The organism is Streptomyces sp. RPT161 (assembly GCF_027533845.1).
Lineage (GTDB): Bacteria > Actinomycetota > Actinomycetes > Streptomycetales > Streptomycetaceae > Streptantibioticus_A > Streptantibioticus_A silvisoli_A.
Window position 1 is genome coordinate 241219 of sequence record NZ_JAPZVN010000001.1, and the last position, 23638, is coordinate 264856.

General features: G+C 71.9%; 23 protein-coding genes. 12 read left to right on the forward strand and 11 right to left on the reverse strand.

What is annotated here, in order from left to right; translation table 11 throughout:
• Nucleotides 1–58: 58 nt before the first annotated feature.
• The 5 genes from O5O46_RS00985 to O5O46_RS01005 form a co-directional block, all read right to left on the reverse strand.
• A complete protein-coding gene (locus O5O46_RS00985; protein ID WP_269853240.1) occupies nucleotides 59–253 on the reverse strand; it encodes a YxD-tail cyclophane-containing RiPP peptide in 195 nt (64 codons plus the stop codon).
• Nucleotides 250–3516, reverse strand: a complete 3267-nt coding sequence (locus tag O5O46_RS00990) for an SAV_2336 N-terminal domain-related protein (RefSeq protein ID WP_269853241.1) — start codon at nucleotides 3514–3516, stop codon at nucleotides 250–252. The genes O5O46_RS00985 and O5O46_RS00990 overlap by 4 nt, the downstream gene beginning before the upstream one ends.
• Nucleotides 3517–3522: 6 nt before the next feature.
• Nucleotides 3523–4542, reverse strand: a complete 1020-nt coding sequence (locus O5O46_RS00995) for an AAA family ATPase (RefSeq protein ID WP_269853242.1) — start codon at nucleotides 4540–4542, stop codon at nucleotides 3523–3525.
• Between the two features lie 94 nt (nucleotides 4543–4636).
• A complete protein-coding gene (locus O5O46_RS01000) occupies nucleotides 4637–6649 on the reverse strand; it encodes a VMAP-C domain-containing protein (RefSeq protein WP_269853243.1) in 2013 nt (670 codons plus the stop codon).
• The gene (locus O5O46_RS01005; RefSeq protein ID WP_269853244.1) at nucleotides 6646–7071 is read right to left on the reverse strand and encodes a CU044_2847 family protein; all 426 of its coding nucleotides are present in this window, start codon (nucleotides 7069–7071) and stop codon (nucleotides 6646–6648) included. The genes O5O46_RS01000 and O5O46_RS01005 overlap by 4 nt, the downstream gene beginning before the upstream one ends.
• A 219-nt stretch (nucleotides 7072–7290) precedes the next feature.
• Here O5O46_RS01005 and O5O46_RS01010 point away from each other — a divergent pair, with 219 nt between their 5' ends.
• The 3 genes from O5O46_RS01010 (at nucleotide 7291) to O5O46_RS01020 (ending at nucleotide 9377) form a co-directional block, all read left to right on the forward strand.
• Nucleotides 7291–7470 (forward strand): DUF6104 family protein, encoded by a 180-nt coding sequence (locus O5O46_RS01010; protein ID WP_269853245.1) that lies wholly within the window; start codon nucleotides 7291–7293, stop codon nucleotides 7468–7470.
• A gap of 97 nt (nucleotides 7471–7567) precedes the next feature.
• Nucleotides 7568–8425, forward strand: a complete 858-nt coding sequence (locus tag O5O46_RS01015; RefSeq protein WP_269853246.1) for a DUF4097 family beta strand repeat-containing protein — start codon at nucleotides 7568–7570, stop codon at nucleotides 8423–8425.
• Between the two features lies 1 nt (nucleotide 8426).
• A complete protein-coding gene (locus tag O5O46_RS01020; protein ID WP_269853247.1) occupies nucleotides 8427–9377 on the forward strand; it encodes a PadR family transcriptional regulator in 951 nt (316 codons plus the stop codon).
• Between the two features lie 38 nt (nucleotides 9378–9415).
• Here O5O46_RS01020 and O5O46_RS01025 read toward each other — a convergent pair whose 3' ends face one another.
• Nucleotides 9416–10378: a zinc-binding dehydrogenase gene (locus O5O46_RS01025; protein WP_269853881.1), complete on the reverse strand. Its 963-nt coding sequence runs from the start codon at nucleotides 10376–10378 to the stop codon at nucleotides 9416–9418.
• A gap of 518 nt (nucleotides 10379–10896) precedes the next feature.
• Here O5O46_RS01025 and O5O46_RS01030 point away from each other — a divergent pair.
• Complete coding sequence (locus O5O46_RS01030) at nucleotides 10897–12096, forward strand: NAD(P)-dependent malic enzyme (protein ID WP_269853248.1); 1200 nt, start codon at nucleotides 10897–10899, stop codon at nucleotides 12094–12096.
• A gap of 187 nt (nucleotides 12097–12283) precedes the next feature.
• On the opposite strand, the gene O5O46_RS01035 is transcribed toward O5O46_RS01030, so the two are convergent.
• A complete protein-coding gene (locus O5O46_RS01035; RefSeq protein ID WP_269853249.1) occupies nucleotides 12284–13051 on the reverse strand; it encodes a class I SAM-dependent methyltransferase in 768 nt (255 codons plus the stop codon).
• Nucleotides 13052–13147: 96 nt separating this feature from the next.
• Between O5O46_RS01035 and O5O46_RS01040 the strand changes: the two genes are divergently transcribed.
• A complete protein-coding gene (locus O5O46_RS01040; protein WP_269853250.1) occupies nucleotides 13148–13729 on the forward strand; it encodes a CGNR zinc finger domain-containing protein in 582 nt (193 codons plus the stop codon).
• Nucleotides 13730–13744: 15 nt separating this feature from the next.
• On the opposite strand, the gene sodX is transcribed toward O5O46_RS01040, so the two are convergent.
• Entirely contained in the window at nucleotides 13745–14158 is a 414-nt protein-coding gene (gene sodX, locus O5O46_RS01045) for a nickel-type superoxide dismutase maturation protease (RefSeq protein WP_269853251.1), read from the reverse strand.
• A 139-nt stretch (nucleotides 14159–14297) separates the two neighbouring features.
• Between sodX and sodN the strand changes: the two genes are divergently transcribed.
• The 5 genes from sodN to O5O46_RS01070 all read left to right on the forward strand — a co-directional run bounded on the left by sodN (nucleotide 14298) and on the right by O5O46_RS01070 (nucleotide 18211).
• Nucleotides 14298–14693 (forward strand): superoxide dismutase, Ni, encoded by a 396-nt coding sequence (gene sodN / locus O5O46_RS01050; RefSeq protein WP_269853252.1) that lies wholly within the window; start codon nucleotides 14298–14300, stop codon nucleotides 14691–14693.
• Between the two features lie 155 nt (nucleotides 14694–14848).
• A complete protein-coding gene (locus O5O46_RS01055; RefSeq protein WP_269853253.1) occupies nucleotides 14849–15748 on the forward strand; it encodes a 1-aminocyclopropane-1-carboxylate deaminase/D-cysteine desulfhydrase in 900 nt (299 codons plus the stop codon).
• A gap of 93 nt (nucleotides 15749–15841) precedes the next feature.
• Nucleotides 15842–16375 carry a GNAT family N-acetyltransferase gene (locus O5O46_RS01060; protein WP_269853254.1) on the forward strand — a complete coding sequence of 178 codons (534 nt, stop codon included), beginning with the start codon at nucleotides 15842–15844 and terminating at the stop codon, nucleotides 16373–16375.
• Nucleotides 16376–16638: 263 nt separating this feature from the next.
• Nucleotides 16639–17052: an anti-sigma regulatory factor gene (locus tag O5O46_RS01065; RefSeq protein ID WP_255919192.1), complete on the forward strand. Its 414-nt coding sequence runs from the start codon at nucleotides 16639–16641 to the stop codon at nucleotides 17050–17052.
• Between the two features lie 154 nt (nucleotides 17053–17206).
• Entirely contained in the window at nucleotides 17207–18211 is a 1005-nt protein-coding gene (locus tag O5O46_RS01070; protein ID WP_269853255.1) for an RNA polymerase sigma factor SigF, read from the forward strand.
• Between the two features lie 48 nt (nucleotides 18212–18259).
• Here O5O46_RS01070 and O5O46_RS01075 read toward each other — a convergent pair whose 3' ends face one another.
• Nucleotides 18260–18697 (reverse strand): hypothetical protein, encoded by a 438-nt coding sequence (locus O5O46_RS01075; protein WP_269853256.1) that lies wholly within the window; start codon nucleotides 18695–18697, stop codon nucleotides 18260–18262.
• A gap of 106 nt (nucleotides 18698–18803) precedes the next feature.
• Between O5O46_RS01075 and O5O46_RS01080 the strand changes: the two genes are divergently transcribed.
• Both O5O46_RS01080 and O5O46_RS01085 read left to right on the forward strand, forming a co-directional pair.
• Nucleotides 18804–19793 (forward strand): diacylglycerol/lipid kinase family protein, encoded by a 990-nt coding sequence (locus O5O46_RS01080; protein WP_269853257.1) that lies wholly within the window; start codon nucleotides 18804–18806, stop codon nucleotides 19791–19793.
• A gap of 329 nt (nucleotides 19794–20122) precedes the next feature.
• On the forward strand, nucleotides 20123–20380 hold the full coding sequence (locus tag O5O46_RS01085; RefSeq protein ID WP_109452013.1) for a WhiB family transcriptional regulator: 258 nt from the start codon (nucleotides 20123–20125) through the stop codon (nucleotides 20378–20380).
• Between the two features lie 261 nt (nucleotides 20381–20641).
• Here O5O46_RS01085 and O5O46_RS01090 read toward each other — a convergent pair whose 3' ends face one another.
• The gene (locus O5O46_RS01090) at nucleotides 20642–22093 is read right to left on the reverse strand and encodes a sensor histidine kinase (protein ID WP_269853258.1); all 1452 of its coding nucleotides are present in this window, start codon (nucleotides 22091–22093) and stop codon (nucleotides 20642–20644) included.
• Between the two features lie 455 nt (nucleotides 22094–22548).
• A complete protein-coding gene (locus O5O46_RS01095; RefSeq protein WP_269853259.1) occupies nucleotides 22549–23619 on the reverse strand; it encodes an SIS domain-containing protein in 1071 nt (356 codons plus the stop codon).
• Nucleotides 23620–23638: the final 19 nt, after the last annotated feature.

Here is a 23638-nt window from a genome sequence, read left to right on the forward strand (position 1 = left end):
GTTTTCCCCGCTCCGCCGCCCCTTTCCTGCCCGCCGCGCCGACAGGGGCCGGAACCGGTCAGCGGTCGGGCGAGTCCTCGTGGTACGCGACGGCGGCCGCGGCGGCCCGTGCCCTTTCGCGCAGCCCGGCGAGCACCGCGCCCAGCACCGGATGGGCGGTGCGCTCCGCCAGTGCGTCCAGGTCGAGCCCGGCGTAGTCGGGCAGCGGCTCCTCGGCCGACAGCCATGGCCCCGCCTCGCGCGTACTGATCACTCCGGTTCCTCCAACGCCAGCATCCGCTCCCGGGTGGAGCGGGCCTGCGGTCCCCCGGCCGCCCCGGAACGCTGCCACAGCTCCCATGCGCAACGGTAGGCCTCCAGGGCCCTGGCCCGCCCGGCGGTGCGCTCCAGCACGGTGCCGCGCTGGTGGTACGCCTGGGCGGCGAGCAGCGGTTCGCCCGCGCGCAGCGCGCTGTCGGCCGCGCGGCGGAACGACTCGGCGGCCTGGTCGCGCTTCTCCGCCGCGCCGGGGCCCTCGGCGAGGTCCAGCAGTACCCCGCCGTGCTCCAGCCAGGCGCGGGCCGCCATCGCGTCCGTGCTCCCCGGGTTGGCGCCACGGGCGGCGCGGTCCAGTATCCACTCGGCCTCGTACAGGTCGGTCTGCGCGCCGCCCGCCGCCCGCCGCTGCCGTAGCGCCCGGCCGAACACCAGGCGCCGCTCGGCGAGCAGCGGATGGCTCTCCGGGGTCTGGGCGAGCGCCTCGCGCAGCACCCGTACCGCGTCGGTGGCCACCGCCAGGCCACCGCCGCGCGCCGTCCACTCCGCCAGCACCCTGCCGCGCTCCACCAGCAGTTGGGCGCGGTCCGGGTCATCGGTGGGCAGCAGCCTCTGGGCGCGGGCGAACGCCCGGTCGGCGGCGGTCAGTTCGGCGGTGTCGGCGGTGTGCGCGTAGCGCGCGGCGTGGGCCCGGCCGAGCCGCCGCAGGCACTCCAGGGTCAACTCCGGCTGGTCCGGCAGGGCGTCGGCCACCGCGAGCGCCCGGCGCAGCTCGGCCAGCGCCTCCAAGGCACCCGGGTCGGCGGCCGCGGCGGCCCGTGCGGCGGCCAACTCCAGCAGCACCTGGCAGGTTTGCGGTGACGGATCGGTGGCGGTCGCGGCGACCGCCTCGAAGTCGGCGACCGCGCGCAGCGCCAGCGAACGGGCCTCGTCGGCGGCCCCGCGCCGCGCGGCGTCCTCGGACAGCGCCAGCAGCAGTCCGCCCCTGGCCACCTGGGCCCGGTCCGGCAGCGGTTCGCGGTACGGCCAGGAGCCCAGCACCTCGTCCAGCCGCAGCGCGGCGCCGATCAGCAGATGGCGGTCGCCGCCGAGGTCGTACCGCTCCTTGGCCACCTCCACCCCGCACAGTTGCGCCTCAAGCGCCGCGTGCGGCTCCCCGCGCAGCAGCCGGTGCGAGCGCTCCAGGCTGTCGGCCGCCTCGGCGAGCAACTGGGCCTTGCTGCCAGGCCGTTCGGCCTGCGCGGCCTGGGCCCGCAGCACGCGGCCGAGCACCAGATGAGCGCGGGCGGCGTCGGTGGCGAGCACTCCGCTGTCGACGGCGTACTCGGTGGCCAGCCGGGCGTTCTGCTCGGCGTCCACCAGCGTCCCGTCGTCCGGCCGGGTCTCCCACAGACTCAGCAGGCACTCGGCGAGCAGTGTGCGCAGCGGTACGGTGCGGCGCGGCTGGCGGTCGTCGGCGGGCGCGGTGCGCAGCAGGCGGATGGCCTCCCACAGGTCGCGGATGGTGCCGTGGCGCTGGAAGCGGGCCAGCCGGTCCCGGGCGGTGTCCACCACGCGTCCCTGGTGGCCGATGAACACCCCGCCGGGCGGTGTGACGCTGGCCTGCGGGCCGGTCTGCGCGGGCTGGCCCGGGGCGGGCCCGACGCCGCCGGGCTGGAAGCGGCGCAGCACCTTGCGCGGCACCTCCGCGAACGGCTCCGGGACCGGCACGGTGCCGAACTCGCCGGAATCCGACGGTCCGGCGCCGCCGGAGAGATAACCCACCACCATCGCCGGGAAGTTGCGGGCCCGCCGCCCGAACACCCGCTCCACGTAGAGCGAGCAGTGCTTGAGCACCAGCGACGCCTCGCCGAGGCCGAGCCTGCGCAGCAGCACGTCCCGTACCCCGGGCACGAACTCGTACCACGGCCCGGTGCTCTCCCGTTCCGGCGCGTCGGTCTGCCGGGGCTCCTCCTCGTGCCGCAGCAGCAGGCCGCTGAGCAGCACCTCGGCCATCTCCACCGGGCCGGTCTGCGGCATCATCGCGCGCTGCACCAACTGCATCACCGGGTAGGCGAGCGGCGCCGCCGACAGGTAGACGGCCAGGTGCTGGGCCGCGGGGGAGGCGACCGCCTGGAACTCCTGGACCAGGTCCTCCGGGGTGCGTTCGGAGAACTGCCTTGGCACAGGGGCGACTTCGCGCCGGTCGTGCACCCAGGCGGCGGAGGCGTCCAGCGCGCAGGGGGCCGTTCCGGCGACCGCGCGGGCCCACGCGCCGAGCGCCGACTGGGTGGGCGACAGCACCGGCACGGCCAGCGCTCCGGGGGCGCGCGGCTGGGAGCGGCGGCGGCGCGGTACGAAGTCCAGCCGCCCGCCCGGTCCGCCGGGGCCGCGCAGCAGTCCGGGCTCGGCGGGCAGCAGGGTGCGCGGCCACATCCGCTGCGGCAGCGGCTGGAGCACGGCGACCGGGCCGGTGCCCGCGAACCGGTGCAGCAGCCGCTGCGCCGCACCGCGCCGCCACAGCGCGCCGGAGCAGTCGCTGAGCAGCAGCGTGATGGTGCGCCCGGTCGGATCGCGCAACCGGTCGGCGGGGGCCAGCGGTTCACCGGGGTCACGTCCCGCGCCGACGCCCGGCAGGCCGTCGGGGCGGGAGCGCAGGTACTGGACGCAGACGTCGCGGAAGGCGCCGACGTGTTCGCAGACCAGCCGCAGTTCCTGGAGCATCTGGTCCCACACCACCATGGACGGCGAGTCGTCCATGACCAGCAGCAGGCTGGCCTCCCTGCGCCGTACCTCCTCGAAGACCGGCATCAGCTGCCCGCTGCGGGCACTGGTCTCGGCGGTGGCCGTCTCGTCCAGTTCGCCGCGCACCGGCTGGATCCGTGGCCGGTAGCGCTGTAGCGGCCGCAACGCGCGCTCCAGCGGCAGCAGCCCGGGGAAGGCGGCGGCGATCGGCACCCGGATCTGGGTGAACTCCTCCTGCGGCGACAGCCCGTCGGGACGTAGGGGACGCACCGGCTCCCGACGCTCGCCGTCATCCGGCCCAGCGGTCCCGGCGCTCTCGGGGCGCTCCCGCGGTGGGCGCGGCGGGTGGTCTGCGGACGGTGCGGCGGTTGTGGCCGGATCCCGACGGTCACCGTCCGCGGGGGGCGGCGGGTCGGTCCGGGCGCCCATCGCGCGGGCCAGCCACAGGGCGTCGGCGAGCGCTTCGGCGTCCGGAGCGATCCCCGCGGCCCGCAGCCGGGCGATCAGCCGCGGGTAGGGGTCCGACCCGGTGGCCATCGGGGATCACCTCATCCGGTTGAGCGGCTGCATCAGTTCGTCGGCGAGCCGCTCCCGGGTGCCGAGGTCCTCGTCCTTGGCCTGCTGGGTGAGGTAGATGGCGTTCAGCAGCTGGTCGGCCGATCGCTGCTCGCCCGGCCTGCGGTCGAGGAACTGCCGGATGACGGGCGCGTGGTGCTCCGCCGCCTCCGGCCCGAAGTGCGCCCGCACCATCGCGGCGAGCCGCTCCTCGTCCGGAGTGCTCAGCCGCAGGTGGATGCAGCGGCGCAGCAGCGGCGCCGGGAAGTCCCGCTCCCCGTTGCTGGTCAGTACGACGAAGGGGAAGGCGCGGCACCGTACCCGGCCGCCGCGCACGGTGACCCGGCCGCCGTCGTCGTCCTGCACCTCGACCTCGGGATGCCGGTCGGCGATGCGCTCCAGCTCCGGGATGGCGAACTCGCCTTCCTCCAGGGCGTTGAGCAGGTCGTTGGGCAGGTCGATGTCGCTCTTGTCGAGCTCGTCGACGAGCAGCACCCGGGGTTTGGCGGCGGGCAGCAGAGCGGTGCCCAGCGGGCCGAGCCGGACGTAGCGGCCGATGCCGTCCGCGGCCGGCTCCTCGGCGTCCGGCAGCGGTGCGGTACGGGCGAGTTGCAGGTCCTGCAGCCGGGCCAGCGCGTCGTACTGGTACAGGCCGTCGCGCAGTACCGTCCGGCTGACGATGGGCCAGCGCAGCACCCGGCCCAGCCCCAGCTCATGGGCGACCGCGTGGGCCAGGGTGCTCTTGCCGCTGCCGGGCTCGCCGGTGACCAGCAGCGGCCTGCGCAAGTACAGTGCGGCGTTGATGAGTTCGAGCTCGGTGGGGCTCGGCCGGTACTGCTCGGCGAGATCCTGCTGGAGTCCCAGCCGCCGGGTCGAGGCGGTGTCGATCGGCGCGGGTGGGCTGACGAGCGGGTGGCCGTCGAAATTGCGCCACGGCGGCGGACCCGGCAACCGGTCGATGCCCTCGTGCGGGCGACCGGTTCCTCGGTAGATGAGCCACTCGTTCACTTCGCGCTCCTCCCTTTACGACACTACCCACCAACGCGGAGACCAACAGTGCTTTCCGGACGCGTACGGTGGCACGCCGTCAGCGGACCCCGACTCACCGTGCGCCCCCGAAGCCGGGCAGCGGGCTGTCCGCGTCGTCGTACAGCAGCACCAGGTGCTCGGCCCAGCGCTGCCCGGCGCCGGACCCGGGTATGTCCCGCAGGTCATGGCCGCGGGCCCGCAGCACCCTGATCGCCTCGGGGAGTTCGGCGGCGCCCGCGACGTGCGCCAGCAGTTGCTCGGCCTCGCGCCGGAAGACGCCGCACCGCGGCCCGCAGCCGTCCGGCGGATGCGGTTCGGCGCACCACAGCGCGATGCCGTGGCCGGCGTCCAGTACGTCGTACATGGTCTGCAGCGCCTCGCCGTCGCCCACCGGGCCGCACAGCACCGGCACCGACTCGACGGGGGCGTTGCGCAGCTTCTCGTAGCCGGGGCTGCGGTCCAGTACCGGCAGCGACAGCGGGGTCAGCCCGGTGCTGTGCGAGACACCGCTCCACCGGCCCAGCCACTCGGCGGTGGGCGGTACCCGGTCCACGTCCCGGACCACCACCGGCCGGCGGGAGCCCATGGGCCGGGCCGGGCGGTGCCGTTGCGGCTGTCGGCCGGGCGTCCACAGGTGGGCGGCGGTGTCGAAGTGGTGGACGGGCAGGGCGAGTTCGACGGTGGCCGGGCGGCCGGTGCCGTCCGCCCGGTCGAGGGCCAGTGCCAGCGGCTCCTGGATCTGGGCCACCGCCTCCTCGAAGCCGACGCCGTCCCGCTCGTCGCACACCGTGGTGATCTGCCGGTCCCCGGGTGAGCGGACCACCTGGATCTCCCAGCGGAACCGGACCGGCCGGTCCTCCTCCCAGACCACCGGCGCCAGCGCGACCAGCACCGCGGCCTGCCCGGCGGTGGCCTGCGCGGTCATCGCCTCCACCAGCTCCATCAGCCGGTTGCGGTCCGGCGCGGGCAGCGAGATGGCCCGGCTCATGGCGAAATCCAGCAACTCCCGTGCGCCCGCCGGGTCCTGCGCCCGTACCTCCTCGGCGACCAGCACCAGATAGGTGACGAAGGCCAGCAGCTGCTTGCCGTCCTCCGGCTCGTACAGCAGGCCGTGGCCGTCCCGCCAGGCCACCGGCAGCGGATCGTGCACCGTGCCCGGCCCCAGCACCCGCTCCACCAGCCGCTGCACCACGCCCCCGCTGCGCGGCGGAGGCAGCTCGGCCAGCAGCCCCAGCGCCCTGGCCCGGTCGTACGGGGTCCACTCGCCTATCACGTCGGAGAGTTGGCCCTGTACGTCGATCCAGGTGGCACGGGCCTGGCGGCGGGGCCGCTGCTGCCCGTAGTGCCAGCGGTCGTGGCCGCGCACCAGATCCTGGTACGGATCGCGTTCCGGCGCCAACTCCGGTGCCAGCGGCCGGGAGTCGGCGAGCGCGCGCAGCGCGGTGAGCAGTACCGCCTTGCCGCCGTCGCGGCTGCGGCGGCGGGCCTTGACCACGCCGACGACCCGGCCGTGCGCCAGGTCGACCACCAGGCTGCCGGAGACCCCGGCCGGGATCTCCGAGTCGGGGCCGAGCCGGAAGACGTCGATCCGGTCGTTGCCGGGAACGGTGCAGGTGCCGTCCCAGGGGTCGATGGTCTCCCCCGGCCTGCGCCAGCCGATGGCGGCCACCCGCCCGCTGACCGGGGGGATCGCCCGGTCGCTCAGCCAGGCGCAGCCGTGCTCCACGGGACTGGTCAGCCGGATCAGCGCGAGATCGGGGGCGAGTTCGTACTCGCGCTCGTCACCGAGTTCCCAGCCGGTCAGCTCCTCGGGGTCGGGCAGTGCGTACACCACCCGGCCGGGCAGCACGCGTTCGCCGACCCGTACGCCGATCTCGCCGTCCCCGGCCCACCTTCGGCGGCCCATCCGGCTGTCCCGGCGCACCAGCACGTGTGCGCAGGTCAGTACCCACTCGGGGGCGACCAGCAGGCCGCTGCCCCAGAACTCCGCCGTGTCGTCGGGCGCGGCCAGGATGGCGACGGCCACCTCGCGGGCCAGCTCGCGCAACCGGGCCTCGGCCTCGGCGGGGCGCAGTGCGGGGTTCATGGTGCAGGCGGGGTCGGCGGCATCGGGACGGTGCTGGGCATGCCGTCCAGCGCGGACCGGGGGTGCCGGGGCGGCTCGGGCTCCCGGCCGAGGCGGTCACGCCAGGTCAGGGTGACGGTGAGGGCGGCCCGGGACTCGCCGTCGGCCAGCACGCTGACGATCGCGCCGGACTTGACCGCCAGTTCCACCCCGAACTCGACGCTGACCTCGTCGGGCGCGGCCCGCTCCGCCGCGTCCCGTACCGAGGCGGCGACGCCGGTGATCAGGCCGCGCAGGTGCTGGACCCGGGCGACGACCCCGTCGAGGGCGCCGACGTCCTCGTAGTCCCCGTACTCCTCGCCGTCCGCGAGGACGGGCGCGGACAGCCGGGCCCACACCTCGGTCCCGTCCGGCAGTTCGATGCGCTCGACCCGCTCCCCCATGGCCCCCTCCACTCTCCGGCGGGGCGACTGGCCCGCGCCGTGTGCGACGTGGTGGAAGATCAGGCTAGTCGCCGGACGGCTGTGAATTAAGGGGATGGCGCGAAAGCGACCCCGTCGGGGGCCGCGGGGGTGCGCATGCCCCCGGGCCTGCGGACGAAGGGGCGGCCGAGCGGTCTTAAGCTGGCCGAAAACGTCCCTGTTTCTGATCTGGAGCACCCCTTGTACTTCACGGACCGCGGCATCGAGGAGCTGGAGGACCGGCGCGGTGAGGAGGAGGTCACCTTCGAGTGGCTGGCCGAGCGACTGCGTGAGTTCGTCGACCTCAACCCCGAGTTCGAGGTCCCGGTCGAGCGGCTGGCGACCTGGCTGGCGCGCCTCGACGACGAGGAAGAGGAATAAAGACCTCCGGGCCTCCCTTGACTTCTCCAGTACGCGATATATCGTGTCTGGCAGAGGACGCGATATGTTGCGTGTACCCCAGCCTCGGGAGGCCCGGATGTCAGCCCATGCGTGGACCGTGGCGGAACCACAGAAGATCAGCTTCGACGGCCCCGTCACCGCCCTGCACGTCCGCATCGTCGGCGGGACGGTCAACGTGGTCGGGACCGACGAGGGTGCCGCCCGGCTGGAGGTCTCCGCGATCGAGGGACCACCGCTGATCGTCACCCATGACGGGGGCAGGCTCACCGTCGGCTACGAGGACGTGCCCTGGAAGGGACTGCTCGGCTGGCTCGACCGCAAGAGCTGGAAGCGGGAGGCCGTGGTCTCGCTCGCGGTCCCCGCGGACACCCGGGTGGAAGTGGGCACGGTCGGCGCCACGGCCGTGGTCTCCGGGGTCTGCGGCGACACCGCGGTGCACGGCGTCAGCGGCGACACCACCCTGGTCGGCCTCTCCGGCCCGGTGGAGGCCGACAGCGTCTCCGGCAACGTCGAGGCGCAGGCCCTCTCCGGCGACCTCAAGTTCAGCACCGTCTCCGGCGACCTGACCGTCATCGAGGGCACCGGCTCCAACGTCAAGGCCGACTCGGTGAGCGGCAACATGGTGCTCGACCTGGACCCCTCCGCGGGCGCCGCGGTCCAGCTCAACACCGTCTCCGGTGATCTCGCCATCCGTATCCCCGAGCCCGGGGACGCGGAGGTCGACGCCAACACCGCCAGCGGCGCGGTCTCGTGTGCGTTCGGCGAACTGCGGGTTACCGACCAGTGGGGCGCCAAGCGGATCACCGGCCGGATCGGGCACGGCGCCGCCCGGCTCAAGGCCACCACGGTCTCCGGCGCCATCGCGCTGCTGCGCAGGCCGCCGCTGGAACCGGCGGAACCGGTGGACGCCCCGTCACTGCGGAAGGACGTCTGAGATGCCCCCCGTCTTCGCACACGGCCGCCTGCGGCTCTACCTGCTCAAGCTGCTGGACGAGTCGCCGCGGCACGGCTACGAGGTGATCCGGCTGCTGGAGGAGCGCTTCCAGGGCCTGTACGCCCCCTCGGCCGGAACCGTCTATCCCCGGCTGGCCAAGCTGGAGAAGGAGGGCCTGGTCACCCACACCACCGAGGGCGGCCGCAAGGTCTACTCACTGACCGACAGCGGGCGGGCGGAACTGGCCGGCCGCCAGGGCGAGTTGGCCGACCTTGAGCAGGAGATCCGGGACTCGGTCTCCGAACTGGCCGCCGAGATCCGCGAGGATGTCCGCGGCTCTGCCAGCGATCTGCGCCGCGAGGTCCGCGAGGCCGCCCAGCAGGCCCGCAGCAACGGGCGGGACGGTGGCCGCGAGGAGTACCGCCGGATGAAGGAGGAGAGCCGCCGGGCCAAGGAGGAGGCGCGCACCGCCCGCCAACAGGCCAGGGACGCACAGGCGTTCGCCCGCGAGGAGGTGCAGCGGATCGTCCGCAGAGTGCAGGACGAGGTGCGCGAGCACGCCCGGCAGGGCGACTGGCAGAGCGCGATGAAGGAGGGCCTGGCCCAGTTCAGCCGCGAGATGAGCAGCTTCGGCAGGTCCCCGGAGGACGCCCCGCCCGGTCCGTGGGAAAGCGCCACCGCGTCGCAGGCCCCGACGGAGGACATCCCGCACGCCTCCCGGCCGTCGCACGTCAGGCCGGAGTCCCCGCGGGAGACCGCGCCCGATTGGGCGGCGGAGGACGACACGGCCTCCACCAACCCGGCCCGTGACCTGGAACGCCTGCTGGACCGCTTCCGCGACGACATCCGCGACGCCGCCCGTGACCACGGGGTCACCGCGGCCCAGCTACGGGACGTGCGCCGCCACCTGGCCGGCGCCGCGGCCCACATCGGAGCGGTACTGCGGCGGTGAGGCGGGAGGTGCCTGGCGGGCTTCCCCCGAAGAACTCCTCAGACCGTCAGCACGACCTTGCCGAACAGGTCGCCGGAGGCCATCTTGGCCAAGCCCTCCCGGGCCTGGTCGAGCGGCAGTACGGAATCGATCACCGGCCGCACCGAGCTGGCGGCGCAGAAGTCGAGCAGGCCGGCCAGCTCCTCCTTGGTGCCCATCGTGGAGCCCACGACCTTCAGTTCGAGGAAGAAGATCCGGTTAAGCTCCCCCGCCTTGGGGGTGTTGCCGCTGGTCGCGCCGGAGATCACCAACGTACCGCCGGGCCGCAGCGACCTGACCGAGTGCGACCAGGTGGCCGCCCCGACCGTCTCGATCACCGCGTCCACCCGGTGCGGCAGCCGCGCCCCCGGTTCGAAGGCCTCCTCGGCGCCCAACTCGACGGCGCGCGCCCGCTTCACCGCGTCCCGGCTGGTGGCGAAGATCCGCAGCCCCGCCGCCTTGCCCAGGACGATCGCGGCGGTGGCCACACCGCCCCCCGCCCCCTGCACCAGCACCGAATCACCGGGCCGTACGTTCGCGTTGGTGAACAGCATCCGGTACGCGGTGAGCCACGCGGTGGGCAGACAGGCCGCCTGCTCGAAGGTGAGTTCCCTGGGCTTGGGCAGTACGTTCCACGCCGGTACCGCCACCCGCTCGGCGAAGGTGCCCTGGTAGCGCTCGGTGAGGATGGAGCGCGGCTCACGCGGGCCGACCCCGTGCCCCGACTGCCCGATCACCGAGTGCACGACGACCTCGTTGCCGTCCGCGTCCACCCCGGCCGCGTCGCAGCCCAGAATCATCGGCAGACTCTCCTCGGTCAGCCCGACGCCCTGCAGCGACCACAGGTCGTGGTGGTTGATCGAGGCTGCTCTGACGTCCACGACCGTCCAGCCCGGCCGCGCGTCCGGTTCGGGACGCTCCCCCAACTCCAGCCCGCTGAGCGGCTGGTCACGGTCGAAACGAGTGGCATAGGCGGCGAACATGGTCATGAAGCTAATCCCACGGGCGTTTGCCCACCAGTCCCCGCTCCGTGAAGCGACGCACATCACCCGGACCGGTACCGCCCGAAGCGTTCGGCGAGACCCTCATGCCCGGTGTGATCCGTGCTGCTCGCCAACCGGGCGCCGCCCATTCGCGAGCCGGGTGTGTCAAAATCGGAAAACGGGCGATCCCCGTTGCCCCATCGGGCCGGTACACCAGGGCCGGACCGCGATGGGCACCGCTGTACGAGTCGTACATCCCCGCGCTCCACTTCCCGACATTCGGGCAACGGCCGCAATTAACCGGCCGTTCGGGACGCGGCAGGGAGAATTTATGGACTCGTCAGTAGAAACAGTTATCCGGTAGAACGGATCATTCCACCCCTCACCCGGGGTCCAGTGCGTGAGTGCGACGCGCACGGCGGACGTACGCCTCCCACCGCGGAGACGGCGGACGCCGCCCCGCCCTCCCCGAACCGGGGGGAGTACCCTCAACAAGCATTTCGACAAAGGGGTCAATTGTGGCAGCGGAGATCATCAACCCTCGTAGCGACGCCGATCAGAGCGAACTGATCGATCCGGCGTTCGCATTGCACCGCGGCGGAAAGATGGAGATCAGCGCGACGGTGCCGGTGCGCGACCGCGACGACTTGTCGCTCGCCTACACGCCGGGGGTCGCCAAGGTCTGCACCGCGATCGCGGAACAGCCCGAACTCGTCCACGACTACACCTGGAAGTCCCAGGTGGTGGCGGTGGTCACGGACGGTACGGCGGTGCTGGGTCTCGGTGACATCGGTCCGGAGGCGTCGCTGCCGGTGATGGAGGGCAAGGCCATCTTGTTCAAGCAGTTCGGCGGGGTGGACGCGGTGCCGATCGCGCTCGACACCACGGACACGGACGAGATCGTGGACACGGTGGTCCGGCTGGCGCCCTCGTTCGGCGGGATCAACCTGGAGGACATCTCCGCGCCGCGCTGCTTCGAGATCGAGCGCAGGCTCCAGGAGCGGCTGGACATCCCGGTGTTCCACGACGACCAGCACGGCACGGCGGTGGTCACGCTCGCCGCGCTGCGCAACGCGACCGTGCTGACCGGACGTTCGCTGGGCGAGCTGCGGGCGGTGATCTCCGGGGCGGGCGCCGCCGGGGTGGCGATCGCCAAGATCCTGGTGGAGGCGGGCATCGGCGATGTCGCGGTCACCGACCGCAGGGGCGTGGTGCACAGCGGTCGCACCGATCTGACCGACGTCAAGCGGGAGTTGGCCGGTTTCACCAACAAGGCGGGCATCACGGGCACCTTGGAGGACGCGCTGTCCGGTGCCGACGTGTTCATCGGCGTCTCCGGCGGCACGGTGCCGGAGGCGGCGGTCGCCACCATGGCCAAGGGCGCGTACGTCTTCGCGATGGCCAACCCGAACCCGGAGATCCACCCGGACGTCGCGCACAAGTACGCGTCGGTGGTCGCCACCGGTCGCAGCGACTACCCGAACCAGATCAACAACGTGCTGGCCTTCCCCGGCATCTTCGCGGGCGCCCTCCAGGTCCGGGCCTCGCGGATCACCGAGGGCATGAAGATCGCCGCCGCCGAGGCGCTGGCCGCGGTCGTCCACGACGAGTTGAGCGCGGACTGCGTCATCCCGTCCCCCTTCGACCCCCGTGTGGCTCCGGCGGTCACCAAGGCGGTCGCCGCAGCGGCCCGCGCGGAGGGCGTCGCCCGCCGGTAAGGGGATCTTGGGGGCAGGCTCCCCAACTCCCTGAAATACAGGACCACATGGCGGCTTGGGGGACTACCCCCAAGCCGCCACGCGCATCGGGGACTTATCCCCAGCCGGTTCCGCCGCGCCGACGAGCACCCCGCAGCGTGGCCCGGCCGGTACCGGACGGACCGCCGTCCGGACCGGCGTAGCAGGCCTACTTGAGGCCCAGAACCACCGCGTCCGGCACCGAGCGCCACACCGCCCGCGCCTCGCTGAAGCCCGCGTCCCGCAGGGTCCGGGCGTGCCACTCGACGGGATGCGGCTCACCGTCCGCGTGGTCACCGAAGATCTCGTACCGCCGGGCCACCGCGTCCGCCAACTGGTCGTCGGCGGCGGCCAGTTGCCACCACTCCCGCCAGTCCGGGACCCCGCTCGCCGCCCGCTCGCGCTCCATTCGCGCGTGCCGCAGCGCCTGCTCGGCCGCGTTGATCCGCGGAGTGGCCGGATCCGGCATGTGGTCGGCGTTCATGAACACCCCGCCGTCCTTGAGCACGCCCGCGATCTGCCCGTACACCCGGGCCAGCGGCTCGGTCTGCAGCCAGTGCAGCGCGGTGGCGGTGAGCACCGCGTCGTACTCGCGGTGCGGCAGCTTCCGCGTCCAGTCGGGGTCGCGCAGGTCGGCGGTGACGAACTGGATCCGCGGCTCGTCCGCGAAGTGCCCCCGCGCGATGGTGAGCAGCGCCGGGTCGAGGTCGAGCGCGGTCGAGCGCGCCTCGGGCAGCCGCTTGAGCAGCCGGTCGGAGATGCTGCCGGTGCCGCAGGCCAGGTCCAGCACGACGGGCGCCGGACCGGCCACCGCCTCCACGAGGTCGAGCATCACCCGGAACCGCTCCTCGCGGTCCGGCAGGTACCACTCCTGCTGGCGGTCCCAGCTGTGCTGCCATGCTTGCCAGTCGGCGGGAACGATGCCTGTTTCCGTCATCACGGTCACCCCTGCTCGTAATACCCTGGTAGCGGTTGCGCCCATTACAGCGTCGCCGCAAGCCCGACCCTAGACCGCACTGAGTAAGGACCACAAGTGGAACTGGCTTATTACTCGGACTATGCCGTGCGGCTCGTGAACACCGAGCGCCCGGACCACGGCGAGGACGCCCTCTCCTCGGTCGAGGCGGTGCGCGAACTCTTCGGCCCCAACCGCCAGGCCGCCCGCCGGGCGGGCGACGCCGACGTGACCCGGCTGCGCGCGGTACGCACCAGGCTGCGCGCGGTCTTCGAGGCCGCCGCCGAGGGCGACGAGGTGCGGGCCGTGGACCTGCTCAACGCGCTGATGCTGGAGTACCCGGTCAGCCCGCAGATCTCCGGCCACGGCGACCTGGACGACCAGGGCCGCCCGCAGTGGCACATGCATCTGGCCGACCACGCCAACAACGCCACGGCCGCCTACACCGCGCCCGCCTGCATGGGCCTGGCGTTCCAGCTCACCGGACTCGGCGCGGACCGGCTGGGCGTCTGCCAGGCCGCCTCGTGCCGCAACGCCTACATCGACACCTCGACCAACCGCTCGCGCCGCTACTGCTCCGACCGCTGCGCGACCCGGGCCAACGTGGCCGCGTACCGCGCCCGCAAACGGCAGGAGCAGCAGCAGAACGCGCAGGGCTGAGTAGCCCCGCGACCGCTAACGCGCCCGCGTACGGCGGGAGACCGACCGGTCGGACCACACCGGCCGCAGCGCGCCGACCGCCCAGGAGACCGCTGCCACGGGAGTCCGCCGCAGCCCGCGCGGCGGCCGGAACCGCCCCAGCACCCGGGCGAGCAGCAGATCGTCGGGGACCGTCCCGAACATCCGGCTGTCCGACTCGGCGAACGGGTTGTCCCCCAGCACCCACCAGCCGGCGTCCCGCCGCTCCACCGCCCGTTTGACGATCAGCAGGTCCTGCTGCAGCGGATGCCGCAGCACCACCACGTCGCCGGCACGCACCGCCGCCCCGTAGCGGACGAGCAACTGGTCCCCGTGGTGCAGCGTCGGCACCATCGAAGGCCCCGTCACCTCTGCGAGTCCGAACGGCAGCCTTGCCCCCTGCTGGCGCATGCCGAGCCTCCTGTCAGATCCTCCACCGGGTCCAGGGTGACACCAGACTTTTGTCCTAAGCACCAGGGGGCACCCGGGAAATGGGACTCCTCAGGGAGTAATGTCCCATCTGCAAAGACGATCACAAGGAAGGACAGCCATGTTCTCTCGCCTGTTCGCGCCGAAGGTCAAGGTCAGCGCCCACTGCGACCTGCCCTGCGGCGTCTACGACCCGGCCCAGGCCCGTATCGAGGCCGAGTCCGTCAAGGCCGTCCAGGAGAAGTACCAGGCCAACGAGGACGCGGACTTCCGCACCCGTGCCCTGATCATCAAGGAGCAGCGCGCCGAGCTGGCCAAGCACCACGTCTCGGTGCTGTGGAGCGACTACTTCAAGGCCCCGCACTTCGAGAAGTACCCGCAGCTGCACCAGCTGGTGAACGACACCCTCAAGGCCCTGAGCGCGGCCAAGGCCTCCAACGACCCGAAGACCGGCGAGAAGGCCCTTGAGCTGATCGCCGAGATCGACAAGATCTTCTGGGAGACCAAGAAGGCCTGACCTTCGCTCAGCTTTCTTCGGCTCTCCAAGGCAGAAGCCGGATCTGCGAGGACACCACCTTCACAGATCACCAGCCGCCCCCGGTCCGCCACGGACCGGGGGCGGTCGGCTTTCGCCGTGCGGAAGGATCCGCCGGATTCGGCGAGAATGGCCGGGTGACCCCACCTGCCTGCCTTGACGCGCTTGAGCCGCGGCTGCCTTCGCCGCTTGTGGGCGTCGTGGACGAGCGGCTGGCGCGGTGGGGGGTCGAGTTGCTGCTGAAGCGGGATGACCTGATACATCCCCGGATTCCGGGCAACAAGTACCGCAAGCTGCGGCTCAACGTACAGGCCGCCATTGACGGCGGGCACCGTACGTTGCTCACCTTCGGCGGGGCGTACTCGAACCATCTGCGGGCCACCGCGGCCGCCGGACGGTTGCTGGGGTTCCACACCGTGGGCGTGGTGCGGGGCGCGGAGCTGGCCGACCGGCCGTTGAATCCGTCGCTGGCGCGGGCCGCCGAGGACGGGATGCGGCTGCACTTCATCGACCGCGCGACGTACCGGCGCAAGACCGAGCCCGATGTGGTCGCCGGCCTGGAGCGCCGGTTCGGCCGCTTCTACCTGGTCCCGGAAGGCGGCAGCAACGCGGCCGCCGCCACCGGATGCGCCGACCTCGGCCGTGAGCTGCGCGGTGTCGCGGACGTGGTCACCGTCGCCTGCGGCACCGGGGGCACGCTGGCCGGGCTGGCCGCCGGGCTCGACCACGGCACCCAGCGGGCGGTCGGTTTCCCGGTGCTCAAGGGCGGCGGATTCCTCGACGGCGAAATCCAGCGGCTGCAACAGGCCGCTTTCGGTGGGCGGCGCGGCGACTGGCGGCTCGACACGCGTTTCCACTGCGGCGGATACGCCCGTATCACGCCCGAACTACGGGAATTCGCCGACGAGTTCGCCGAACGGCACGGGCTGAATCCCGACCTCACGTATGTGGCGAAAATGCTCTACGGGACGTACGCACTCGCCGCGGAGGGCGCTTTCGCTCCCGGCACGAGGGTGGCGGCGGTCATCACCGGCTGACCCCGCTCCCGGAATACCGGCGGAATCGGTTTCGGTGAGATCGGTCCTCCCTTCCGGGTCCGGATGTCTGACCGTCCGGTTAGCCTGGGGTGCATGATTCGAGCCGCGACCACCGCCGACATCCCGGCGATCCACGCCATGATCCGCGAACTGGCGGATTACGAGCGGTCGCTGGAGGACGCGCGGGCCACCCCGGAGCAGCTGCACGACGCGCTGTTCGGGGCGCAGCCGGCCGCCTTCGCGCTGATCGCGGAGGAAGCGTCCGTCGAGGGCGGGCCGCGGGCCGTCGGTTTCGCGCTGTGGTTCCGCAACTACTCGACATGGACCGGCACCCACGGCGTATACCTGGAGGACCTGTACGTACGCCCCGAGGCGCGCGGCGGCGGGCACGGCAAGGCGCTACTGGCCGAACTGGCCCGGATCTGCGTGGAGCGGGGATACGAGCGCTTCGAGTGGTCGGTGCTGGACTGGAACGAGCCGTCGATCGGCTTCTACAGGTCGCTGGGCGCGGTGCCCATGGAAGAGTGGACGGTTCACCGGTTGACCGGCGGACCACTGCACGCTCTGGCCTCAACCGCCACTGTGGCCTCGCCAAACCCCAACCGCGCGATACCGCTTTCGAATTGAGACCGCAGACCCCTAGCCACTGTCCGTACTCATAGGCTTACCATGAGTGACAACCGGGAGGTGCTGAAACTGAGCCCCTCTATGGGGACAGGCGTGCTTGGTCCGGGCGACACCGGGGCACAGATCGCGATACCGTCCCTGGACGGTGCGCAACGAGTTCCGTTACTCGGAGTGTACGGACCGCTTACCAGTCGTACCACCGCCACGCGCGGCGGAACGGCAGCCATCAAGCTCAACCACCGTGTGCCACCTTGGAGGTGAGGGTGTCCCAGATCGCAGGCGAGCCCGGGTCGAAGGACTTCGTGGAGGTCCGGCTGCCCGCGGCGGGGGCCTACCTCTCGGTACTGCGAACGGCGACCGCCGGACTCGCAGCCCGCTTGGACTTCACCCTCGACGAGATCGAAGACCTGCGCATCGCCGTGGACGAGGCGTGCGCCATCCTGCTGCAGCAGGCCGTCCCCGGCAGCGTGCTCTCATGCGTGTTCCGGCTGGTCGAGGACGCGCTGTGGGTGACCGTGTCGGCACCCACCACCGACGGCCGCGCCCCGGAGCGCGACACCTTCGCCTGGACGGTGCTCTCCGCACTCGCCGGTGAGGTGGACTCCAGCGTGGCCGAGGACAACACGGTCAGCATCAGCCTGCACAAGAAGCGCGGCGCCGGCCCTGGACAGTCGTGAGGTTCCCAGATGCAGGAAGTCCTCTGGTTTCCCAGGAGCCCTGGCGACCGCGCACACCGCGGCGGCCGTAGGTCCGGCCCTGCGCGTGACCAGCGTGTCCCGGTACGCGTGCCGGGCGATTACGGTTCAACCGTGAACGGAACGGGGGATCGCCATGAGCACTGAACCTCCTCGGGAACTGACCCCGGAACGCGCCACCGAGCTGCCCGAGCAGGCGGGACGCCGCATCGGTACCGGCGGGCGCGGCCTCGCCGTACCCGCCCAGCCCACTCCCGCGGCCCGGCGGCAGCACGCGCGGCACCACCCCGTGCCGCGCACCGACGGAACGGACGCGGTAGAGCAGGCGGAGCCCATGGACCAGGTCGAGCGGCAGGACTCCGACGGCGCGCACGAGCCGGAGGGCCCGCAGGACCGGTCCGGGGCGCGGGCGCTGTTCGTGGAGCTGAGCAGGCTGCCGGAGGGCTCACCAGAGCGGGAGGCGCTGCGCAACCGGCTGGTGCAGATGCACCTTCCGCTGGTCGAGCACCTGGCCCGGCGGTTCCGCAACCGCGGTGAGCCGCTGGACGACCTGACACAGGTCGCCACCATCGGCCTGATCAAGTCGGTGAACCGCTTCGACCCGGATCGCGGGGTGGAGTTCTCCACCTACGCGACGCCCACGGTGGTCGGCGAGATCAAGCGGCACTTCCGGGACAAGGGCTGGGCGGTCCGCGTGCCGCGCAGGCTCCAGGAGCTGCGGCTGGCGCTGACCACCGCCACCGGGGAGCTGTCACAGGAGCACGGCCGGGCGCCGACGGTGCACGAACTGGCCGAGCATCTGAAGATCTCCGAGGAAGAGGTCCTGGAGGGCCTGGAGTCGGCCAACGCCTACAGCACGCTCTCGCTGGACGTGCCGGACACCGACGACGAGTCCCCGGCGGTCGCCGACACCCTCGGCGCCGAGGACGACGCGCTGGAGGGCGTGGAGTACCGGGAGTCCCTCAAGCCGCTGCTGGAGCAGTTGCCGCCGCGGGAGAAGAAGATCCTGCTGCTGCGGTTCTTCGGCAACATGACCCAGTCGCAGATCGCCCAGGAGGTCGGCATCTCCCAGATGCACGTCTCCCGGCTGCTGGCCCGTACCCTCGCCCAGCTCCGCGACAGGCTGCTGGTCGAGGAGTGAGCCCCGGGGGTCGGGAGCCCCGCCCCCCGCAAACACGGGGTCGGAGGACTACTCCGCGGCGCCCTGGTCCGCGCCGAGCGCGGCGGTAGCCGCGGGGTGTACGAGCAGTACGAGTTCGGCCAGCGCCACCGCGCCGATCGCCACCGCGGCGGCCAGCAGAGCGCCGCCGTTCTGCCCCATCGTCCAGGCGATCGGCAGCGCGATCAGCTGGATGATCAGCGCGGGCCCGCGGCTCCACCGCCGGGCCCGCCGCAGCCCGTACGCGGCGGTGAGCGGCAGTATGGCCATCGCGAGCACGGTGAGCCCGCCCATCACGGCGGTCTGGGTACTGGCGTGGCGGCCGACGAACCCCGTCGCCATCAGATAGACCCCGCCCGCGGCCAGCGCCACGCCTTCCAGCCCGGCGAGCGCCGCGGCGGCGGTCAGCCGTGGAACGCGGGGGGCGGCGGGTGCGGTCTCCGGGGCGGTTTCATGCTTCCGACTCACCCCAGCAGGGTAGCCCGCGCCCCGGACGCGCCCTTCGCACCGTCCGACCCACGATGTCCGGGGTCCGGCAAGATCCGCCGGAGGGCCGCTGGGTACCCTTCCTCTCATGCGAGCGCTTCTCGTGGTCAACCCGAAGGCCACCACCACCGGAGCGCGGACCCGTGATGTTCTCATTCACGCCCTGGCGAGCGATCTGAAGCTGGAAGTGGTGACCACGGAGTACCGCGGTCACGCCCGCGACCTCGCGCGGCGCGCGGTGGAGGGCGGTTCGGTCGAGCTGGTGGTGGCGCTCGGCGGCGACGGAACGGTCAACGAGGTCGTCAACGGACTGCTGCACAGCGGCCCGGCCCCCGAGGCGCTGCCCCGTCTCGCGGTGGTGCCCGGGGGCAGCACCAACGTCTTCGCGCGCGCCCTCGGCCTGCCGAACGACGCCGTGGAGGCGACCGGCGCCCTGCTGGACGCCCTGCGCGAGGGCAGCGAGCGCACCATCGGCCTCGGTCTGGTCAGCGGCACACCGGGCACGGACGACGAGGGGGTGCCGCCGCGCTGGTTCACCTTCTGCGCCGGGTTCGGCTTCGACGCGGGTGTGGTGGGCCGGGTCGAACAGCAGCGGGTGCGCGGTAAGCGATCGACGCACGCGCTCTACGTACGGCAGATGGTCCGTCAGTTCCTCGGCGAGCGGAACCGACGACAGGGCACGCTCACTCTGAGTGAACCCGAGGGGGTCGGCCCGGAGGGGCCGAACACCGTGCTGCGCGACCTCGTACTGGCCATAGTCTGCAACACCTCGCCCTGGACGTTCTTCGGCAACCGCCCTGTGTACGCAACGCCCCAGGCGTCGTTCGACACCGCCCTCGACGTGCTGGCCCTGTCGAAACTGTCCTCGGCGTCGGTCGCCCGGCACGCCGGTCAGCTGCTGCGGTCAACCCCGGAGCGCGGCCCGCACGGCAAGCACGTGACGACCCTGCATGATCTGACCGACTTCACCTTGCAATCACAGGTTCCACTGCCCTTTCAGGTGGACGGTGACCACCTGGGGCTGCGAGTGAGCGCGACCTTCACAGGCGTTCGCCGTGCACTGCGTGTGATTGTGTGAGTGCCAGGGCCTAAAGTCCTTTCACTCGAACGTTTAGCCTCACCTGCACCCCATGGAAGTACGGCTGTGATCGAGGCGACACCGAGGAATCCAAAAAAACTTCCCGGAAGGGGTTGTATCCGCAGCCCAGGTTTGCGAGTCTCTACATGGCGATCGGGACGGCGCTTCCAGGGCACCCCTTGGATCATCGTTCGTCGCCCGAATCCCTTTCCTCATTCCGCGGTCCGCGCCAGGAGACTGGCTGTCGGCCCGTTGCCTGCGGGGGGATTCGTGAAAGCGTTCACATTCACAAGCAACGTGCCAGCAACACCACAGGAGTTGGAGCAGACATGGACTGGCGTCATCGCGCCATTTGCCGCGAGGAAGACCCCGAGCTGTTCTTCCCGATCGGCAACACCGGTCCTGCGCTGCTGCAGATCGAGGAAGCCAAGGCCGTCTGCCGTCGCTGCCCCGTCATGGAGCAGTGCCTGCAGTGGGCGCTGGAGTCCGGTCAGGACGCCGGCGTCTGGGGTGGCCTCAGCGAGGACGAGCGCCGCGCGATGAAGCGCCGCGCCGCCCGCAACCGGGCGCGCAACGTCAGCGCCTGACGCCCGCCGCCCCTTCGTGCTTGGGCCTGTTCGGCTTGCCGGACAGGCCCCATGGTCCTCGCGCCGCCGTACAGCACACGTACGGAACGCGGGTGGCTGTCCCCGAGCCGCAGCGCGGATCGCTTTAGCGCTAAGCAGACAGAGCACAAGGCAGTAGGCAACAGCCCCGGTCGACTTGGTCGGCCGGGGCTCGATGCTGTTCCGGGGTACTTCGGGGCTGTTCCTGGGTACTTCGCCCGGTAAGGCGCAATCCCAGCCGCCCTACGCCCCTTCGACCGGCAGGTCCAGGACGACGCGGGTGCCGCCTTCCTCGCCGGGGAGCATGTCGAAGGTGCCGTTCAACTCCCCCACCACCAGGGTGCGCACGATCTGTAGGCCCAGATTGCCCGCGCGTTGGGGGTCGAAGCCCTCGGGTAGCCCGCGGCCGTCGTCCTCGACGGTGATCAGCAGGCGGTCGGGGCCGCGCTGCGCGGCGACCTCCACCGTGCCGCGTTGGCCGGGGCCGAAGCCGTGTTCAAGGGCGTTCTGCAGCAGTTCGGTCAGCACCATCGACAGCGGGGTGGCGATCTCCGCGGTGAGGATTCCGAAGCGACCGGTACGGGACGCGGAGACCCGGCCCGGCGAGAGTTCGGCGACCATCACGATCACCCGGTCCGCGATGTCGTCGAACTGCACCCGCTCATCGAGGTTCTGCGACAGCGTCTCGTGCACGATGGCGATCGAACCGACCCGCCGTACCGCCTCCTCCAGCGCCCCGCGCGCCTTGTCCGAGTCCATCCGCCGGGCCTGCAGCCGCAACAGGGCGGCCACCGTCTGGAGGTTGTTCTTCACCCGGTGGTGGATCTCCCTGATGGTGGCGTCCTTGGTCATCAACTCCCGCTCGCGGCGGCGCAGTTCGGTGACGTCGCGGAGCAGCACCAGTGAACCGATGCGCGTTCCCTTGGGTTTGAGCGGGATCGCGCGCAGCTGGATGATCGCCTCGTTGCCCTCGACCTCGGTCTCCCGGGGCGCCCAGCCGCTGGCCAGTTTGACCAGTGCCTCGTCCACCGGGCCGCGGGCGGGGGCCAGGTCGGCGGTGGTCTGGCCGAGGTGGAGTCCCACCAGGTCGGTGGCGAGGCCCAGCCTGTGGTACGCGGAGAGCGCGTTGGGGCTGGCGTACTGCACCACACCGTCCGCGTCCAGCCTGATCAGTCCGTCACCGGCGCGCGGTGAGGCGTCCATGTCGACCTGCTCGGCGGGGAACGGGAAGGAGCCCGCGGCGATCATCTGCGCGAGGTCCGACGCGCTCTGCAGATAGGTCAGTTCAAGACGGCTGGGCGTACGAACGGTGAGCAGGTTGGTGTTTCGGGCGATGACCCCGAGGACCCGGCCCGCGCGCCGTACCGGGATGGACTCGACCCGGACCGGCACCTCCTCACGCCACTCCGGGTCGCCCTCCCGCACGATCCGGCCCTCGTCGAGCGCCGCGTCCAGCATCGGCCTGCGACCGCGCGGCACCAGATGGCCCACCATGTCGTTCTGGTGGGAGGTCGGCCCGGTGTTGGGACGCATCTGCGCCACGGAGACGTAGCGCGTCCCGTCCTTCGTCGGCACCCAGAGCACCAGGTCGGCGAAGGAGAGGTCGGACAGCAGCTGCCACTCGGACACCAGCAGGTGCAGCCACTCAAGGTCCTCGGTCTCGAGGGCGGTGTGCTGGCGTACGAGGTCGTTCATGGAGGGCACGCTGTGGAGGGTACCCCCGCGACTTCATGGGAAGTTCATCTGGCTTCCGACCCACGCCTATAGACACAGAGTAGTGGTCTAGTCCACAATGGGCTGGCAAAAAGCTTCCGCCCTCCCCGCACAGGAGGACGGAACGGGATCCCGTACGGCGTTCTCTGCCCTGACTGCGCCGGGGGGGATCCCCACACAAGTCGGCATCACCGGCAGCGAGGACCGCACACCACGCATCGCCGGCGCCGACGGTAGCTCCGGGCTGCGGTGCCGGAAGGGCTGAGGGTCCCTTAACCGGCGCCGCGGCCCGCGGGTGTCCCTCTTTGTGTTCGCCCGCCGCCGGGCGCTCGTCCGCTGACGACACTCGCTCGTCGAGCGGCAAGCTGACGACACTCGCTCGTCGAGCGGCGAAAGGCCCCCCGCCCGTGGAACCGGGCGGGGGGCCTTCGTATGGATCAGCGGGTCTCCGTCACCTTGGCGAGGGCCCTTGGGGCGTCGGGGTCCTGGCCGCGGGCGATGGTGACCTCGTAGGCCAGCATCTGGAGGGGAATGATCTCCAGGATCGGCTGGACCTCCTCGGCCACGCCGGTGGTCGGCAGCACGAAGCCCGCCGAGGCGGCGTCCACCTGGGCCTGGCTGCCGATCACCACGAGGTCGGCGCCGCGGCCGCGCAGCCGATCGAGCACCGGCTGGAGCGCCTGGCCGCCCTTGCCCTCGGTCACGATGGCTATCACCGGCGAGACGTTGTCGACCATGGCCAGCGGCCCGTGCAGCAGGTCCGCGCCGGAGAAGGAGAGCGCCGGGATGTAGCTGGTCTCCATCAGCTTCAGCGCGGCCTCCTTGGCGGTCGGGTAGCCGTAACCGCGCGAGGTGAGCACCAGCCGCTCGGCGAACCGGTAGCGCGCCGCCAGCTGCCTGACCTCGGCCTGCCGGTCCAGGATCTGCTGGGCCAGCTCCGGCAGCACCTTGGCGGCCGAGCCGTCGCCGCCGCGCAGGCCCTCCACGAACAGGTAGAGCGCCAGCAGCTCCGCGGTGTACGTCTTGGTCGCGGGCAGCGCCTTCTCCGGCCCGGCCAGGACGTCGATGTGGAACTCGGACACCTCGGCCAGCGGAGAGTCGGCGTTGTTGGTCACCGCGAGGGTGATCGCACCGGCCTCCCGGGCGGCCTGGGTGGAGGCGACCAGGTCGGGCGAGCCGCCGGACTGGCTGACCGTGATGACCAGCACGTCGGTCAGGTCGGGCTGGGCGCCGTAGGCCGTGGTGGTGGACATGGAGGTCAGGCCCGCTGGCTTGCCCAGCAGCACCTCGATCAGGTACTTCGCGTACAGCGCCGCGTTGTCGGAGGTGCCGCGCGCGGTGAGCAGCACGAAGCGCGGATTGCGGGCGGCGACCTGCTCGGCGATCTCCCGGATCTTCGGGGCGCCCTCCTCGAGGATGCGGCGCAGCACCGCGGGCTGCTGGGCCATTTCGCCGGACATGATCCGGCCCGGCTGGGGGTCCTGCTGGGTCGGAGTCGGGGCGGACATGCGATGAGCCTCCAGGCTG

What these genes read in the sequence shown, in the direction of transcription:
- sodX (WP_269853251.1), bottom strand. Translation starts at nt 14,158, where the DNA reads ATGCGCCAGCAGGGGGCAAGGCTGCCGTTCGGACTCGCAGAGGTGACG.
- O5O46_RS01090 (WP_269853258.1), bottom strand. Translation starts at nt 22,093, where the DNA reads ATGAACGACCTCGTACGCCAGCACACCGCCCTCGAGACCGAGGACCTT.
- O5O46_RS01025 (WP_269853881.1), bottom strand. Translation starts at nt 10,378, where the DNA reads ATGTTCGCCGCCTATGCCACTCGTTTCGACCGTGACCAGCCGCTCAGC.
- O5O46_RS01060 (WP_269853254.1), top strand. Translation starts at nt 15,842, where the DNA reads ATGATTCGAGCCGCGACCACCGCCGACATCCCGGCGATCCACGCCATG.
- O5O46_RS01020 (WP_269853247.1), top strand. Translation starts at nt 8,427, where the DNA reads ATGCCCCCCGTCTTCGCACACGGCCGCCTGCGGCTCTACCTGCTCAAG.
- O5O46_RS01035 (WP_269853249.1), bottom strand. Translation starts at nt 13,051, where the DNA reads ATGACGGAAACAGGCATCGTTCCCGCCGACTGGCAAGCATGGCAGCAC.
- O5O46_RS01005 (WP_269853244.1), bottom strand. Translation starts at nt 7,071, where the DNA reads ATGGGGGAGCGGGTCGAGCGCATCGAACTGCCGGACGGGACCGAGGTG.
- sodN (WP_269853252.1), top strand. Translation starts at nt 14,298, where the DNA reads ATGTTCTCTCGCCTGTTCGCGCCGAAGGTCAAGGTCAGCGCCCACTGC.
- O5O46_RS01085 (WP_109452013.1), top strand. Translation starts at nt 20,123, where the DNA reads ATGGACTGGCGTCATCGCGCCATTTGCCGCGAGGAAGACCCCGAGCTG.
- O5O46_RS01095 (WP_269853259.1), bottom strand. Translation starts at nt 23,619, where the DNA reads ATGTCCGCCCCGACTCCGACCCAGCAGGACCCCCAGCCGGGCCGGATC.
- O5O46_RS00990 (WP_269853241.1), bottom strand. Translation starts at nt 3,516, where the DNA reads ATGGCCACCGGGTCGGACCCCTACCCGCGGCTGATCGCCCGGCTGCGG.
- O5O46_RS01015 (WP_269853246.1), top strand. Translation starts at nt 7,568, where the DNA reads ATGTCAGCCCATGCGTGGACCGTGGCGGAACCACAGAAGATCAGCTTC.
- O5O46_RS01070 (WP_269853255.1), top strand. Translation starts at nt 17,207, where the DNA reads ATGAGCACTGAACCTCCTCGGGAACTGACCCCGGAACGCGCCACCGAG.
- O5O46_RS01000 (WP_269853243.1), bottom strand. Translation starts at nt 6,649, where the DNA reads ATGAACCCCGCACTGCGCCCCGCCGAGGCCGAGGCCCGGTTGCGCGAG.
- O5O46_RS01080 (WP_269853257.1), top strand. Translation starts at nt 18,804, where the DNA reads ATGCGAGCGCTTCTCGTGGTCAACCCGAAGGCCACCACCACCGGAGCG.